Origin of the sequence: Nocardioides sp. (assembly GCF_035547795.1) — a bacterium.
Taxonomy (GTDB): domain Bacteria; phylum Actinomycetota; class Actinomycetes; order Propionibacteriales; family Nocardioidaceae; genus Nocardioides.
In genome coordinates this window covers 1-15,758 of the sequence record NZ_DASZUF010000078.1, presented here as the reverse complement: position 1 = coordinate 15,758, position 15,758 = coordinate 1, and the positions used below count along the sequence as shown (strand labels likewise).

The following is a 15,758-nucleotide window of genomic DNA, read 5'->3' as shown; positions in this document are numbered from 1 at the left end:
TCCACGTAGGCGTGGTACTCCGGGGTCATCGAGTCGGCCACGCGCCGACCACGGCGGAATCCGCCAGCAGTTCTCCGAGACATGACACGAGCCAACGCCTGTGTTCGGCTCGAGGCAACGGCGTGCAATGCAGCTGTGGACAGCCTCGTTGAGAGGGGCGCCTGTGGACGGTAAGTGGCCCGGATCAGACGATGTCGGCGACCTTGAGCCGGACCTGGTCGGCCTCGGCATCGGTGAGCATCTGCTGGGAGAGCCGCTCGGCCTCGACCCGGCGGAGGTAGTGGTCGATCTCCTCCTGGGTCCGGGCCGGACTCCAGCCGAGCTCGGCGGCCATCAGCCGGGCCACGCCCGGCGCGGCGGAGACCCCGCGGTCGAAGGTCTCGATCGAGATGCGGGTACGGCGGGCCAGCACGTCGTCGAGGTGGCGCGCGCCCTCGTGGGTGACGGCGTAGACCACCTCGGCGGCGAGGTAGTCGTCGGCACCCTCCAGCGGCTCGGCCAGCGCCCGGCGGGAGCCGATCAGGGCGAGCAACTCGTCGATGAGGCCGCCGTACCGGTGCAGCAGGTGGTCGATCCTGGCCACGTGCAGCCCACAGCGGCGGGCCAGCAGCACCCGTTGATTGGAGCGGGTCTCGTAGCCCTCGGCGCCCAGCAGCCGCACCCGGTCGGTGATCGACTCCTGCAGGAACAGGTCGGTGGTGGTGCGCAGCGAGTGCGCGGCGGCGTCGACGGCGTCCCTGGCCATCACGCGGTACGTCGTCAGCTTGCCGCCGGCGATCATCACCAGTCCCGGCACCGGGGTGACGACGGTGTGCTCCCGGCTGATCTTCGAGGTCGGCTCGGACTCCCCCGACAGCAGCGGGCGCAGGCCGGCGTACACGCCCTCGACGTCCTCGTGCCCCAGCGGCTCGCGCAGGATCGCGTTCACATGGTCGAGGACGTACTCGATATCGGCGCGGCTGGCGGCCGGGTGGGCGAGGTCGTAGCTCCACGGGGTGTCGGTGGTGCCGATGATCCAGTGCCGACCCCAGGGGATCACGAACAGCACCGACTTCTCGGTCCGGACGATGAAGCCCGACTCGCTGCGGATCCGGTCGCGGGGGACGACCAGGTGGATGCCCTTGGACGCCTGCACGTGCAGCGCGCCGCGGCCGCCGACCATCTCCTGGATCTCGTCGGTCCACACCCCGGCGGCGTTGACCACCGTCTTGGCCCGGATCTCGTGGTCGGTGCCGTGCTCCAGGTCGCGGGCGGTCACCCCGACCACCCGCTCGCCCTCGCGCAGGAATCCGGTCACCCGGATGCGGGTGGCGAGGTGCGCGCCGTGCCGCGCGGCGGTGCGGGCGATGGTCAGCACCAACCGGGCGTCGTCGACCTGGGCGTCGTAGTACTGGATCGCACCGGTGATGGTGTCGGTGCGGAAGTCGGGGGCGATCCGGGCCACCGCCGTGCGGGTCAGGTGCCGGTGCCGGGGCAGGCCCATCCCGCCCTGGCCGTGCAGCAGCGGCCCGGCCAGCGCCATGCCGTCGTAGAGGAGCAGGCCGCTGCCGACGTACCCGCGCTCCCAGATCGGGTGCGTCAACGGGTACAGGAACGGCACCGGCCGCACCAGGTGCGGCGCCAGCCGGGTGAGGAGCAGGCCGCGCTCGGCCAGCGCCTCGCGGACCAGCGCGAAGTCCATCATCTCCAGGTAGCGCAGGCCGCCGTGGATCAGCTTGGAACTGCGCGAGGACGTGCCGGAGGCGAGGTCACGCTGCTCCAGCAGGCCGACGGCCAGACCGCGGGTGACCGCGTCGAGGGCCACGCCGGCGCCGACCACCCCTCCCCCGACGACCAGTACGTCGAGCTCCGGCTCGCCGGCCGCGCCCGTCATGGCGGCGATGGCCGCATCGCGGGCGTCGGTGCTCAGCACTCCCGGCTGGGTCATGCCGCCAGTGTGTCAGGTGCTACTGGACGACGATCTCGACGCGCTGGAACTCCTTGACGTCGGTGTATCCCGTCGTCGCCATCGAGCGCTTGAGCGCGCCGATGAGGTTCATGGTGCCGTCGGCGACGTGGCTGGGCCCGAACAGGACTTCCGCGAGCGACCCGACCGGCTCGAACCCCACTCGCTGTCCGCGCGGCAGGTCGGCGTGGTGCGCCTCGGCGCCCCAGTGGAAGCCGTGGCCGGGCGCGTCGGTGGCGCGCGCGAACGGGCTGCCGATCATCACCGCGTCGGCGCCGCAGGCGATCGCCTTGGCGATGTCACCGGACTTGCCGATCGAGCCGTCGGCGATCACGTGCACATAACGGCCGCCGGACTCGTCGAGGTAGTCGCGACGCGCGGCCGCCACGTCCGCGACGGCACTGGCCATCGGCACCGCCACGCCCAGCACGGTGCGGGTGGTGTGGGCGGCGCCACCGCCGAACCCGACGAGGACCCCGGCGGCGCCGGTGCGCATCAGGTGCAGCGCGGCCTGGTGGGTGGCGCAGCCGCCGACGATCACCGGCACGTCGAGCTCGTAGATGAACTCCTTGAGGTTCAGCGGCTCGGCCTGGCTGGACACGTGCTCGGCGGAGACCGTCGTACCGCGGATGACGAACATGTCGACGCCCGCGTCGACCACCGTCTTGGCGAACTCCTTGGTGCGCTGCGGGCTGAGCGCGCCGGCGACCGTCACGCCGGCCTCGCGCACCTCGCGCAGCCGTTGGGCGATCAGCTCGGCCTTGATCGGCTCGGCGTAGATCTCCTGCAGCCGGCGGGTGGCGTCCACGCCTTCCAGGCCGGCCACCTCGGCCAGCAGCGGCTCGGGGCTCTCGTAGCGGGTCCAGATGCCCTCGAGGTTGAGCACCCCCAGACCACCGAGCCGGCCCAGCTTGATGGCGGTCTCGGGCGACATCACGCTGTCCATCGGCGCGGCCAGCACCGGGATGTCGAACCGGTAGGCGTCGATCTGCCAGTCGGTGCTGACCTCCTCGGGGTCGCGTGTGCGCCTGCTGGGCACGATCGCGACGTCGTCGAAGGAGTAGGCCCGCCGGGCCCGCTTGGCCCGTCCGATCTCGATCTCGGTCACCCGCTGAGTCTAGGGCCGCAGGTGGCCGCCTCCCCAAAGCGGCCGCCTCCCCAAAGTGTCACCGTGATAGTTCGCGCCACGGGTGACACAGCGGAAGTGTCACCGCAGCCGCAAAGGTTCACGGTGACACTTTGGGATGGGCTGCCTCGACTCAGCTGTGGTAGTTGGGCGCCTCGACCGTCAGCTGGACGTCGTGGGGGTGACTCTCCTTGAGCGAGGCGGAGGTGATCCGCATGAAGCGGCCCTTCTCCTGCAGCTCGGGGATGGTGCGGGCACCGACGTAGAACATCGTCTGGTGCAGGCCGCCGACGAGCTGGTGGGCGACGGCCGCAAGAGCACCCTTGTAGGGCACCTGGCCCTCGACGCCCTCGGGCACGATCAGGTCGTCGCTGGTGACCTCCGCCTGGAAGTAACGATCCTTGGAGTAGGACTTCTTGCCCCGGCTCGACATGGCGCCCATCGAGCCCATCCCTCGGTAGGCCTTGTACTGCTTGCCGTTGACCAGGATCGTCTCGCCGGGGGCCTCCTCGGTGCCGGCCAGCATCGAGCCGAGCATCACGGTGTCCGCCCCGGCCACGATGGCCTTGCCGATCTCGCCGGAGTAGCGCAGGCCACCGTCCGCGATCACGGGTACGCCGGCGGGCTTGCAGGCCAGCGAGGCTTCGTAGACGGCGCTGATCTGCGGCACGCCGACGCCGGTGACCACCCGGGTCGTGCAGATGGAGCCCGGGCCGACTCCGACCTTGACGGCGTCCGCCCCGGCCTCGACGAAGGACTGCGCCCCCTCGCGGGTCGCCACGTTGCCGCCGATGACCTGGACGTGCCTGGTGGCCGGGTCGGTCTTGAGCCGCTTGACCATGTCGATGAGCATCCGCACGTTGCCGTGCGCGGTGTCGGCGACCAGCACGTCGACGCCGGCCTCGATCAGGGTGGTGGCACGCAGCCAGGCGTCGCCGAAGTAGCCGATCGCGGCGCCGACCAGCAGTCGGCCCTGGTCGTCGTAGGAGGCGTTGGGGAACTGCTCGCCCTTGACGAAGTCCTTGACGGTGATCAGGCCAGTCAGGCGACCCTCCGTGTCGATCAGCGGCAGCCGCTCCAGCTTGTGCTGGCGCAGCAGGGTGGTGGCCTCCTCACGGGAGATGCCGTCGGGGCCGGTGATCAGCGGCACCGGAGTCATCACCTCGTCGACCTTGGTGGTGGCCCACTCGGCGACCGGGGTGAAGCGCAGGTCGCGGTTGGTGATGATGCCCAGCAGCCGGTTGTCGCCGTCCACGACCGGAAAGCCTGAGATGCGGTACTCGCCCGCGAGCTGGTCGAGCTGCTCGAGCGTGGCGTCGGGGCCGATCGTGACCGGGTTGGTGATGATGCCGGTCTGGGTTCGCTTGACCAGGTCGACCTGGTAGGCCTGGTCCTCGATGGACAGGTTGCGGTGGAGCACGCCGATGCCGCCCTGGCGGGCCATCGCGATCGCCATCCGGGACTCGGTCACGGTGTCCATGGCCGCGGAGACCAGCGGCACCTTGAGCTCGATCTCGCGGGTCAGCCGACTGGTGGTGTCGATCTCGTCGGGCGCGAGATCGGAGTAGCCAGGCAGGAGGAGGACGTCGTCGTAGGTGAGGCCGAGGGTCGCGAACTTCTCCGGGAGCTCCATGAACGAATCCTACGTTCCGGCACCCGGCCTCACCGAACCGACGTCACGGCTTGAGCAGCACCTTCGTCCAGCCGTTGACCCGCTGGTCGAAGTTGGCGTACGCCGAGGGTGCCTCGGCCAGCGGCAGCTCGTGGGAGACGATGAAGCCGGGCTCGGCCCGTCCCTCGATGATCAGGTCGCGCAGCTCGGCGTTGTAGCGCTTGACCGGTGCCTGGCCGGTGCCCATGAACTGACCCTTCTGGAAGAAGCTGCCGTAGTTGAAGCCGATCCGGCCCTCCTTCGCACCCTCGGTCGCCGCCTGTGGATCCTGCGGCACGTAGACGCCGACCACGCCGATGCCGCCGTGGCACTTGACCGACTGCACCAGGTTGTCGAGCACCATCGCCGGGTGCTCCTCCCCCGTGGGGTCGTGCGCCTGCCAGCCGACCGCCTCCACGCCGGCGTCGGCGCCCTGGCCGCCGGTGCCGTCCATGATCTGCTCCACCGGGTCGCCCTCGCGCACGTCGACGACCTTCGCCCCGATCGAGGAGGCGAGCTTGAGCCGGTCGTCGTGGAAGTCGATGACGTACACCTCGCTGGCGCCTCTGATCATGGCGGAGTGCGCCGCCATCAGGCCGACCGGGCCGGCGCCATAGATCGCGATCGCGTCACCGGGCCGCATCCCGGAGAGCTCCACGCCGTGCCAGCCGGTCGGGAAGACGTCGGAGAGCAGGGTGAAGTCGCGCTCGTGCTCGGTCCCCGCGGGCAGCTCGAGGAGGTTGAAGTCGGCGTACGGTACCCGCAGGAACTCCGCCTGGCCGCCGTCGTAGGGGCCCATGTTGGCGTAGCCGTAGGCGGCACCCTGGACGCCGGGCGTCGGGTTGGTGCGCTCGCAGAACGACGTCCAGCCCTGGTTGCAGCTGCGGCAGGTGCCGCAGGCGATGTTGAACGGCACCGAGACCCGCATCCCCGGCTTGATCCGACCGACGGCGGCGCCGACCTCCTCGACGATGCCCATGTTCTCGTGGCCGAGCACGGTGCCCGGCTCGACATTCGTGCGGCCCTCGTACATGTGCAGGTCCGAGCCGCAGATGTTCGTGGTGGTCAGCCGGATGACCGCGTCGGTCGGCTCCTGGCAGTGCGGATCGGGACGGTCCTCCACGGTGACGTTGCGCGGACCCTGATACACGATGCCCTTCATCGCATGCTCCTTCGGCAGTACGTCGGATTCAGCGGACCCGTCCCGGTACCCGACGGCTGCCCGGCTACCGCCTCGTCGACCGCCTCTTCGGCGGCTTCGGCGGCAGCCCGAGCGCGACCTCGACCCGGGGCAGCACCCAGGCCGCCAGGCCATCACGTGCGATCACCGTCCGGTCGATGCGCACCACGCCGGTCATCGCCCGTTGACCCATCATCGGGACCGTGCCGCCCCGGGCGACCGCGTCGACGAGCTCTTTGCCGACCCGGAGCAGGAGACCGTGCTCGGTGACGCCCACCGTCATGTGGGTGTTCACCATGAAGCACAGGCCGCCGAACATCTTGATCTCGTCGAACTCCGCCCGCGACGCGATCACCGCTCGGACCTGCCGGGCCAGCTCCTCGTCGTACGCCATGGGGTGACGATCCCATCGCGCGGGCGTCGTGTCACCGCCTACCCGGCCAGCGGCCTCAGCTCGCGCACCGACACCCGCACGGTGAGCTCGTCCCCGGCCATCCTGATCCGGCCGCGCAGGCCGGCGGCCAGCACCAGCGGCAGGACCGCCTGGTTGTCCGAGCTGGTGGTCAACAGGATCTCGCCGGCACCGAACATGTGAGCCAGCCTGGCCGCGTCGATCAGCAGCCGGGTGCCGATGCCGCGGCGCTGCCACGCGGGGTCGACCCGCAGCTGGATCGAGCGCACCGTCTCGTCGGGGTCCTCGACCAGGCCGAGCACCTTGGCCATGCCGACCGGCACCTCGTCCAGATAGGCGGTGACGGTGTCGCCGCTGACCACGTACTCCGGGACGGCGCCGGTGCCCAGCCGCCGGCCGGAGCCGGCGACGGCGCCGATCGCGGCCTGGTCGCGGCTGCGCCGCAGCACGTCGTTGACCACGTCCGCGAGGGCCGCACCGCGGGCATGCTCGGTGACGGTGAACGGCGTACGGCGCCGGACCTGCACCTCCACGTCGCCGACCGTCATCGTCATCACGTCGATCCCCGCGACCGCCCCATCGTCGGGCGCCGGCTCGGCCTCGGTGTCGAACAGGTGCCCCAGTACCTCGGGGAACGACATCGGCCGCTCCAGGATCGCGCGCGCCGCCTGCACGTAGCGGGTCGGCTGGTCGGCCAGCGCCGCCTCCGAGGAGGGCTGGACGACCACGTCACGACCGCCGCTCTCCTCCAGCAGCGCGGTGATCTGCGCGGGTCCCCAGTCGTCGGGGGTGCGCAGCACCAGCTCGTCGGTGACGTCCTCGCCGCCGGGGAAGATCTGCAGCCCGAGGATGTTGACGCCGGCCTCGCCACAGCGCTGCGCCAGCACGGCCAGCGCACCCGGCCGGTCGGGAAGCGTCGTACGGACTCGCCAGAGCATGTCGGCAGTCTGGCGAGGCGATGTTGCGGCGCCGTTACCTCCGGTTACCGCGGCGCAAAGGTTGCCGGTGATGCAACCCGCGGCCGGGGTGGTCGCGTGTCAGGGTGGTGAAGGAGACGACGGAGGTGGGCATGCGCGGGTTCCGCAGCAGGGGCGACGCCACCGCTGACTTCGAGCACTGGGTGGCGGTGCGCTACCCGGCGCTGCGGCGGACGGCGTACCTGCTGTGCGGCGGCGACCCCCACGCAGCCGACGACCTCACCCAGACGACGCTGGCCAAGCTGTACCTGTCCTGGGGCAAGGTCCGCGACCACGACCGGATCGACGCCTACGTACGGCGGATCATGCTCAACGAGCACCGCTCGTCGTGGCGGCGTGCCTTCCGGCACCACGAGGTGCCCGCCGAGCACCTGCCCGACCACCCCGCGCCGGGCGACGCCGGGCTCGACGGCGAGCGGGACGCCGTCTGGGCGTTCGTGCAGACCCTGCCGCCCAAGCAGCGCGCGGTGATCGTGCTGCGCTACTACGAGGACCTCAGCGAGATCGAGATCGCGGCGGCGCTCGGCATCTCCCCCGGCACGGTGAAGTCCCAAGCCAGCCGCGCGCTGGCAGCACTCCGACAGCGCCTGCCGGAGCATCCCGAGATCGACCGACCCGAGCACGACTGGAGGGAGGCCCGATGAGCGACCCCCGCCTGGAGCAGCAGCTGCGCTCCTCGCTCGCCCGCCAGGCGAGCGAGGACGACCCCCGTTCACCGGACTTCGGCGACATCGTCGCCCGCGCCCGTGGGATCCGGCGGCAGCGCAACCGCCGCGTCGGTACGGCGCTGGCCGCGGCCGCCGTGGTGGCCGTCGTGGTGCCGACCGCCGTAGTGCTCGGCAGCCGCCAGGGTTCGCACCCGCCCACGCCGGCGGTCAGCGACACGCCCACGCCGACGGTCACGCCCTCGACCACCCCGGCACCATCGCCGTCCTCGCCGTCCTCGCCGTCCTCGCCGTCCTCGTCGAGCGCGACCCCGGGCGGCCCGGCGTACTCCTCGCTCACCGCGATCCCCGCCGGACCGACGACGACGCTGACCTACCTCGACCAGAACGGCGTGCTGCACACCGGCGGCGGGACGACGCGGCTACCAGGCAAGGGCACCGTGCTCTCCTTCGCGGTCTATCACGGCGGCTGGCTGGTGATCGACGACCCGAGCACGCTGCGCCAGTACGACGGGCAGGGCAAGCTGCTCACCCAGGGCGCCGACGGCAGCCTGGCGGTCAGTGCGGACCAGATGCAGACCGCCTTCCAGACCGGCACCACCGTGACGGCCGGGATCTCCACCGGCATGGGCAATGGCGAGACGACGTGGCACGTGCCCGCCGGCACCAGCATGCTCGGCTATCTCAAGAGCCAGCCGGTGGTCAGCGACGGCACCTCGCTGTGGACGCTGACCGGCTCGGGCGGCACGACGAAGCTCGCGCTGCCGTCGATGGCCCCGGTGGCGCTCTCGGATGCCGACGGCCTGGTCGGTGGAGTGACCGGGACACCCGCGCAGAGCAACCAGCAGGGCGCGGTCGTGGACGGCTCGACCGGGCGGATGCTGTGGCAGAACGGCTGGCAGCCGGACCGGTTCAGCTCCGACGGCAGGTATGTGGCGGCCCACCCCGTCGAGGACAACGGCGACCCCGCGCGTTACGCGATCCTCGACGCCCACACCGGGGAGGTCGTCGCGACCACCCCCAAGCTCGGCGGCAAGCTGCACCTGGGCCTCAGCGTGGCCTGGGACGGCGACACGGTGGTGTTCAACGCCTTCGACAGCACCGACGGCGGGCAGGTGCTGCTCTCGCTCGACACCTCGGGAAGCCTGCGCCGGGTCAGCCCGATCGAGCGGTCCACGAACCCGGCGGGTGGGGACACGTTCCGCTTCGCGCAGCAGCCCTGAGCGGCCGCGACGGTTCGTCGAGGCATGCAGGTCAATGCGCAGGGGCGCGGGCTCGGTCGAGTCCGCGCCCCTGTGGCTGTGGTCGAGCGGTCAGTGACCGTGACCGTGCCCGTGGCCGTGACCGGCCGCAGCGGGCTCCTCCTCTTCCGGCTTGTCGACCACCAGGGTCTCGGTCGTCAGCAGCATGCCGGCGATCGAGGTGGCGTTGACCAGCGCGGAGCGGGTGACCTTGACCGGGTCCAGGACGCCCTGGGCGACCAGGTCGCCGTACTCGCCGGTGGCGGCGTTGTAGCCGTTCCCGACGCCGAGCTCGCGAACCTTGGTGGTGATCACGTAGCCGTTCTCGCCACCGTTCTCGGCGATCCAGCGCAGCGGCTCGTCGGCCGCCTTGCGCACGATCCGGACGCCGACCGCCTCGTCGCCCTCGAGACCGAGGTCCTTCTCCAGCACCGACACGGCGTGGACCAGCGCAGAGCCGCCACCGGCGACGATGCCCTCCTCGATCGCGGCGCGGGTCGCGGAGACGGCGTCCTCGATGCGGTGCTTCTTCTCCTTCAGCTCCACCTCGGTGTGGGCGCCGACCTTGATCACGCACACGCCGCCGGCCAGCTTGGCGAGACGCTCCTGGAGCTTCTCGCGGTCCCAGTCGGAGTCGGTGTTCTCGATCTCGGCCTTGATCTGGTTGACCCGGCCGGTGACCTCGGCCGGGTCTCCGGCGCCGTCGACGATCGTGGTGTTGTCCTTGGTGACCACGATGCGGCGGGCCTGGCCGAGCACCTCGAGGCCGACCTGGTCGAGCTTGAGCCCGACCTCGGGCGCGACCACCTGGCCACCGGTGAGGGTGGCGATGTCCTGCATGATCGCCTTGCGGCGGTCGCCGAACGCCGGGCTCTTGACCGCGACCGCGTTGAACGTGCCGCGGATCTTGTTCACGACCAGGGTCGAGAGCGCCTCGCCCTCGACGTCCTCGGCCAGGATGAACAGCGGCTTGCCGGCGGCGATGACCTTCTCCAGCAGCGGCAGCAGCTCCTGGATCGAGCTGATCTTGCCCTGGTGCAGCAGGACGTAGGGGTCCTCGAGGACGGCCTCCATCCGCTCCGGATCCGAGACGAAGTACGCCGAGATGTAGCCCTTGTCGAACTGCATGCCCTCGGTGAACTCGAGCTCGGTGGTCGGCGTGTTGGACTCCTCGACGGTGATGACGCCGTCCTTGCCGACCTTGTCGAACGCCTCGGCGAGCAGCTCGCCGATGTGCGCGTCACGGCTGGAGATGGTGGCCACAGCCGCCATGTCCTCGGTCGAGGCCACGTCGCGGGCGGCCTCGCGCAGCGCGTCGCCGACGGCGGCCGCGGCGGCGTCCATGCCGCGCTTGAGACCCATCGGGTTGGCGCCGGCGGCGACCGCGCGCAGGCCCTCGTGGACCATCGCCTGGGCGAGCACGGTCGCGGTGGTGGTGCCGTCACCGGCGATGTCGTTGGTCTTGGTGGCGACCTCCTTGGTCAGCTGCGCACCAAGGTTCTCGAACGGGTCCTCCAGCTCGACCTCACGGGCGACGGTGACACCGTCGTTGGTGATGGTCGGGGCGCCCCACTTCTTGTCCAGGACGACGTAGCGGCCCTTGGGGCCCAGCGTCACCTTGACGGCGTCGGCAAGCGCGTCCACGCCACGCTCGAGGGCGCGGCGGGCGTTCTCGTCGAACTCCAGGATCTTCGGCATTACTTCTCCTTAGAAACGAGCCGAGTCGTGGGCGCCGGGCCGATCATGCGCTCGCCCGACACCCACGACTCAAGAGCGCGTCAGGCAATCACGGCCAGGATGTCGCGGGCGGAGAGGATCAGGAACTCCTCGCCCGCGTACTTGACCTCGGTGCCGCCGTACTTGCTGTAGATGACCTTGTCACCGACGGCGACGTCGAGCGGGATGCGGTTGCCGTTGTCGTCGACACGACCGGGACCGACCGCCAGGACCTCGCCCTCCTGGGGCTTCTCCTTGGCGGTGTCCGGGATGACCAGGCCGCTCGCGGTGGTCTGCTCAGCCTCGACCTGCTTGATGACGATGCGGTCCTCGAGAGGCTTGATGTTGATCGACACGGTGTCGACCTCCCCTTCACACTTGTAGCTGTTGGGTGATGCACGTCGTCGCCTGCAGACCGAGGCGCCGTCGCGGGGGTCGCCCTGACTCGCAGGCATTGGCACACTCACCTGGAGAGTGCCAGGTCAGACGTTAGCACTCGACCAATCGGAGTGCCAGAAGCATGTTTGCGCCGCCGGCGAACAGCGGCAGTAGGACGCGCCCGCACACCGGCTGAGAGGATCGGGACGTGGATCTGGAGGCGTTCGACTGGCTGCGCACCGACGAGGGGCAGGCGCTGCTGGAGCGCGCCACCGCGGTGGCCGGCGAGGATCCGCTGCGCGCGCAGACGGCGCTGCGCCGCGACGCGACCCCCGAGCGGGTCGCGGTGGCAATGTCGCAGGCGCAGCTGCGGCGACGGGCGATGGCGAAGTTCGGCGATCTGGCCGCGCGGATGTACTTCACCCCCGACGGCCTCGAGCAGGCCACCCGGCTAGCGGTGGCCGAGCACCGCGCCGCACGGCTGGTCGCCTTCGGCGCCGGCACCGTCATCGACCTGGGCTGCGGCATCGGCGGTGACCTGATCGCCGCCGCCCGGGCGGGCCTGACCGCGGCGGGCGTGGACCTGGACCCGGAGCGGGTGGCCGTGGCCCGCGCCAACCTGGCCGCGCTCGACCTGCCCGGCGCCGTCTCGGTCGCCGACGCCACCGCCGTCGACCACTCCCCCTTCGACGTGGCCTTCGCCGACCCCGCGCGCCGCGGCGGGCGCGGCCGGGCCCTTCGAGGTTGGCAGAGTGACGCCGAGGGCTGGACGCCGCCCTGGTCGTTCGTCCTGTCGCTGCTGGAACGCGACGCCTGCGTGAAGGTGGCCCCCGGCATCCCGCACGACCTGGTCCCGACCGGCGTGGAGATGGAGTTCGTCAGCGACGGCGGCGAGGTCAAGGAGGCCGCGCTGTGGGCCGGCCGGCTGGCGACCGTACGCCGGCGGGCGACCGTCATCGGCGACGGCGGCCTGGCGACGCTGACCGACGAGGACGACCCGGGTGCCGACGTCCGACAGATCGGCGAGTTCCTCTACGAGCCCGACGGCGCGGTGATCCGGGCCGGGCTGGTCACCGCGGTCGCGGCCGGCGTCGGCGGCGGGCTGCTCGACGAGCAGATCGCCTACGTCACCAGCGACGCGTCCTACCGCACGCCGTTCGCCCGCGGCTACCGGGTGCTCGAGGAGCTGCCCTACCGGGAGCGGGCGCTGCGAGCGGCCCTGCGCGAGCGTGGCATCGGGCGGCTGACCATCAAGAAGCGCGGCGTCGGCGTCGTACCCGAGGAGCTCCGCCGGCGCCTCTCCCTCCAGGGCCCCAACGAGGCGACGATCGTGCTCACCCGGGTCGCGGACCAGGGCACCTGCCTGCTCGTGCGGCCCTTCTGAGCGGTGTCCGGGCGACACTCCCGGCGACACTCCCGGCGGCACTCGGAGCGGCACTCCGGCCGACGTCGCGGCAGCCGCCCGGAGGCGCCAAAGTTAAGGGCTCGTGACAGTTGTCAGGGGGCTCGCGTGAGGTTGGTCCTGAATCCCCCTGAGGTGACCCTGAGATGCCCCCGACGAGGCCGGATTTGTCGGTGGCCTCGGTTAGGTTGAGGCCATGTTCGGTGCCCTAGGCCGCTTCGCGGCTCGACGTCCCTGGTACATCATCGCGGCGTGGATCGTCTTCGCGATCGTGATCGTCGCGACCGCGCCCGCCCACCACTCGACGACCGACCAGTCCGACTTCCTGCCGAAGCACTACGAGTCCATCAAGGCCAGCAACCTGATGGACTCGGCGTTCCCGCAGCAGCAGACCGCGGGCGCGACCATCGTCTTCAGCAAGACCGACGGCAGCAAGATCAGCGACGCCGACGCGGCGAAGATCGGCGAGGTGGTCAAGGGGCTCAAGCTCGGCTCCGACTTCACCAAGGCCGAGGACGTGCAGGTCTCACCGACCAAGCAGGTGGCGATCGTCAACCTCGACGAGGCCGACAACGTCACCGGCCAGAAGCAGTCCGAGCTCGACCAGGTTCCGGCCATGCGCAAGCAGCTGACATCGCTCACCGCGGGCAGCGGGCTGAAGGCCCAGACCACCGGGTCGCTGCCGCAGAGCTACGACCAGTCGCAGTCGGGGAAGAACGCCGAAGCGATCGTCGGGGCGGCGACGTTCCTGCTGATCATCGTGCTGCTGAGCATCATCTTCCGCAGCGTGATCATCGCGCTGATGCCGATCGTCCTGGTGGGCATCGTCTCGGGCATCGCCAACGGCCTGATCGCCTGGGCCGCCAAGATCTTCGACCTCAAGACCGACGACTCGACCACCGTCATCCTGATCGTCGTCCTGTTCGGCATCGGCACCGACTACATCCTCTTCTTCCTGTTCCGCTATCGCGAGCGGATGCGCCAGGGCGAGGAGCACCGCACCGCGGTGGCCCACGCCCTGGAGCGGGCGGGCGAGGCGATCGCCTCCGCCGGTGGCGCCGTCTTCGTGGCCTTCATGACCCTGGTGCTCTCCTCGCTGGGCATCTTCCGCTCGATCGGCCCCTCCCTCGCCATCGCGGTCGCGGTGACGCTCCTGGCGGCCCTGACCCTGGTCCCCGCCGTGGTGACGGTGCTCGGTTCCAAGGTCCTGTTCTGGCCCTCGAAGAAGTGGCGCAACGAGCCCCGGGCGACCCGGTTCGCGGCGATCGGCACGCTGCTCGGGAAGCGCCCCGGCCGCACCGCGGCGACCGCCGGCGGCGTGCTGGTGATCCTGACGCTGTTCTGCTTCCTGTGGGGTGGCTTCAACCCGACGTTCGACCTCGGCTCGAGCAGCTCGGCGAACAACGTCGAGTCGGCGCAGGCCACCACCACGATGGAGAAGGGCGGGTTCACCGCGGGCGCCACCCAGCCGACACCGGTGGTGCTCACCTCGGACACCGGCAAGCCACTGGACCAGTCCTCGTTCCAGGCGTTCGAGGCCGCCCTGGGCAAGGCGAAGGGCGTCGCCCAGGTCTCCCCGAAGGCACTGCCCTCGCCCGACGGCAAGACCGCGCTGTTCATCGTCACCCTCAAGGCCGATCCGTCCTCGGACGCCGCGATCAACTCGATCAAGGACGGTCTGCGACCGGCGGCCCACGCGGCGGCACCGGCCGGCACCTCGGCGTACGTCGGCGGTCTCACCTCGGTCTTCGTCGACTTCCAGGCTGCGATGAATCGCGACTACGCCGTCGTCTTCCCGGTCGCCGCGGTGATCATCATGATCATCCTGGCCCTGCTCCTGCGCTCGCTCGTCGCGCCGTGGTACCTCATGGTCTCCGTGGGCCTCGGCTTCGGCGCGACGCTGGGGGCGACGGTGCTGGTCTTCCAGCACATCAAGGGCGACAACGGCCTGATCTTCCTGCTGCCGATCTACATCTATCTGTTCGTGGTCGCGCTCGGCACCGACTACAACATCTTGATGGTCAGCCGGCTCCGGGAAGAGGCCCGCGAGGGTCGTCCTCCCCGGGAGGCAGCGGCCGAAGCGGTCAAGCACGCCGGCCCGACCATCGCCGCCGCCGGCCTGATCCTCGCCGGCACCTTCGCCTCCCTCATGCTGGCGGGCAACTCGCTGCTGACCACGATGGGCTTCGCGATCGCCTTCGGCATCGTGGTGGCGGCGTTCGTGATGTCGCTCTTCTTCACCCCCGCCCTGACCGCGCTCATCGGCCACGCCGCCTGGTGGCCGGGACACGGCGACGAGAAGCAGCCGGAGCGCGAGCTCACCTCCGTCGAGTAGTCACTTTCGGCCCCAACCTGCTTGGGTCGCCTGCTTAGGCAAGGACGTGGGTGACCGGCTGGGACGAGTCCGCCGGTACGTCGAGGTCGGACGGCGTCCTGCCGCGGGCGACCATCTCCGCGCCCAGCGCGGCCACCATCGCCCCGTTGTCGGTGCACAGGCCGGGTCGCGGCACGCGGATGCGGATACCCAGCTTCGCCCCGCGCTCCTCGGCCAGCGCCCGCAGCCGAGTGTTGGCGGCCACACCGCCGCCGATGACGATGTCCTCGATCCCCTCGGTGGCGGCGGCGTCGAGCGCCTTGCGGACGAGTACGTCGCAGACCGCCTCCTGGAACGACGCGGCCACGTCGGCCACCGGGACCGGTTCCCCCGAGCGCTCCCGCGCCTCGACCCAGCGCGCGACGGCGGTCTTGAGCCCGGAGAACGAGAAGTCGAACCGGTGCCGCTCCAGGTCCCGGCGGGAGGTCAGCCCGCGGGGGAAGTCGATCGCCACGCTCGAGCCCGAGGCTGCGGTCCGGTCGATGACCGGGCCGCCGGGGAAGCCGAGACCGAGCAGCCGGGCCACCTTGTCGAACGCCTCCCCCGCGGCGTCGTCGATGGTCGCGCCCATCGGCTCCACGGACGAGGTCACGTCGGTGACCCGCAGCAGCGAGGAGTGGCCCCCCGAGACCAGCATCGCCAGGCAGGGCTCCGGCAGGGCGCCGTGCTGGAGCTGGTCGACCGCCACATG

General features: G+C 70.8%; 13 protein-coding genes. 4 read left to right on the top strand and 9 right to left on the bottom strand.

Translation table 11 applies throughout. The features are described from left to right. Positions 1 to 184: 184 nt before the first annotated feature. The 6 genes from VHA72_RS05720 to VHA72_RS05695 all read right to left on the bottom strand — a co-directional run bounded on the left by VHA72_RS05720 (position 185) and on the right by VHA72_RS05695 (position 7,252). Complete coding sequence (locus tag VHA72_RS05720) at positions 185 to 1,927, bottom strand: glycerol-3-phosphate dehydrogenase/oxidase (RefSeq protein WP_325573479.1); 1,743 nt, start codon at positions 1,925 to 1,927, stop codon at positions 185 to 187. A 19-nt stretch (positions 1,928 to 1,946) separates the two neighbouring features. After that, positions 1,947 to 3,053 carry a GuaB3 family IMP dehydrogenase-related protein gene (locus VHA72_RS05715; protein WP_325573478.1) on the bottom strand — a complete coding sequence of 369 codons (1,107 nt, stop codon included), beginning with the start codon at positions 3,051 to 3,053 and terminating at the stop codon, positions 1,947 to 1,949. Positions 3,054 to 3,204: 151 nt separating this feature from the next. Then, the gene (guaB, locus tag VHA72_RS05710; RefSeq protein ID WP_325573477.1) at positions 3,205 to 4,704 is read right to left on the bottom strand and encodes an IMP dehydrogenase; all 1,500 of its coding nucleotides are present in this window, start codon (positions 4,702 to 4,704) and stop codon (positions 3,205 to 3,207) included. Positions 4,705 to 4,747: 43 nt separating this feature from the next. Further along, entirely contained in the window at positions 4,748 to 5,884 is a 1,137-nt protein-coding gene (locus VHA72_RS05705; protein WP_325573476.1) for a glutathione-independent formaldehyde dehydrogenase, read from the bottom strand. 64 nt (positions 5,885 to 5,948) lie between these two features. Next, positions 5,949 to 6,296 carry a TfoX/Sxy family protein gene (locus VHA72_RS05700; RefSeq protein ID WP_325573475.1) on the bottom strand — a complete coding sequence of 116 codons (348 nt, stop codon included), beginning with the start codon at positions 6,294 to 6,296 and terminating at the stop codon, positions 5,949 to 5,951. 38 nt (positions 6,297 to 6,334) lie between these two features. After that, positions 6,335 to 7,252 carry a GNAT family N-acetyltransferase gene (locus VHA72_RS05695; protein WP_325573474.1) on the bottom strand — a complete coding sequence of 306 codons (918 nt, stop codon included), beginning with the start codon at positions 7,250 to 7,252 and terminating at the stop codon, positions 6,335 to 6,337. A 104-nt stretch (positions 7,253 to 7,356) separates the two neighbouring features. Between VHA72_RS05695 and VHA72_RS05690 the strand changes: the two genes are divergently transcribed. Both VHA72_RS05690 and VHA72_RS05685 read left to right on the top strand, forming a co-directional pair. Then, entirely contained in the window at positions 7,357 to 7,935 is a 579-nt protein-coding gene (locus VHA72_RS05690) for a SigE family RNA polymerase sigma factor (RefSeq protein WP_325573473.1), read from the top strand. Beyond that, entirely contained in the window at positions 7,932 to 9,179 is a 1,248-nt protein-coding gene (locus tag VHA72_RS05685; RefSeq protein WP_325573472.1) for a hypothetical protein, read from the top strand. Before VHA72_RS05690 ends, VHA72_RS05685 begins: the two co-directional genes overlap by 4 nt. 90 nt (positions 9,180 to 9,269) lie before the next feature. Here the strand turns inward: VHA72_RS05685 and groL are convergent, their stop codons facing one another. Both groL and groES read right to left on the bottom strand, forming a co-directional pair. After that, entirely contained in the window at positions 9,270 to 10,895 is a 1,626-nt protein-coding gene (gene groL, locus VHA72_RS05680; protein ID WP_325573471.1) for a chaperonin GroEL, read from the bottom strand. An 80-nt stretch (positions 10,896 to 10,975) separates the two neighbouring features. Then, a complete protein-coding gene (gene groES, locus VHA72_RS05675) occupies positions 10,976 to 11,269 on the bottom strand; it encodes a co-chaperone GroES (RefSeq protein ID WP_280610288.1) in 294 nt (97 codons plus the stop codon). A gap of 230 nt (positions 11,270 to 11,499) precedes the next feature. Between groES and VHA72_RS05670 the strand changes: the two genes are divergently transcribed. Both VHA72_RS05670 and VHA72_RS05665 read left to right on the top strand, forming a co-directional pair. Then, on the top strand, positions 11,500 to 12,675 hold the full coding sequence (locus VHA72_RS05670; protein WP_325573470.1) for a class I SAM-dependent methyltransferase: 1,176 nt from the start codon (positions 11,500 to 11,502) through the stop codon (positions 12,673 to 12,675). A gap of 214 nt (positions 12,676 to 12,889) precedes the next feature. Continuing rightward, complete coding sequence (locus tag VHA72_RS05665; protein WP_325573469.1) at positions 12,890 to 15,028, top strand: MMPL family transporter; 2,139 nt, start codon at positions 12,890 to 12,892, stop codon at positions 15,026 to 15,028. Between the two features lie 34 nt (positions 15,029 to 15,062). On the opposite strand, the gene VHA72_RS05660 is transcribed toward VHA72_RS05665, so the two are convergent. Further along, a partial coding sequence (locus VHA72_RS05660; protein ID WP_325573468.1) for a tRNA (adenosine(37)-N6)-threonylcarbamoyltransferase complex transferase subunit TsaD occupies positions 15,063 to 15,758 on the bottom strand: 696 nt, incomplete at its 5' end.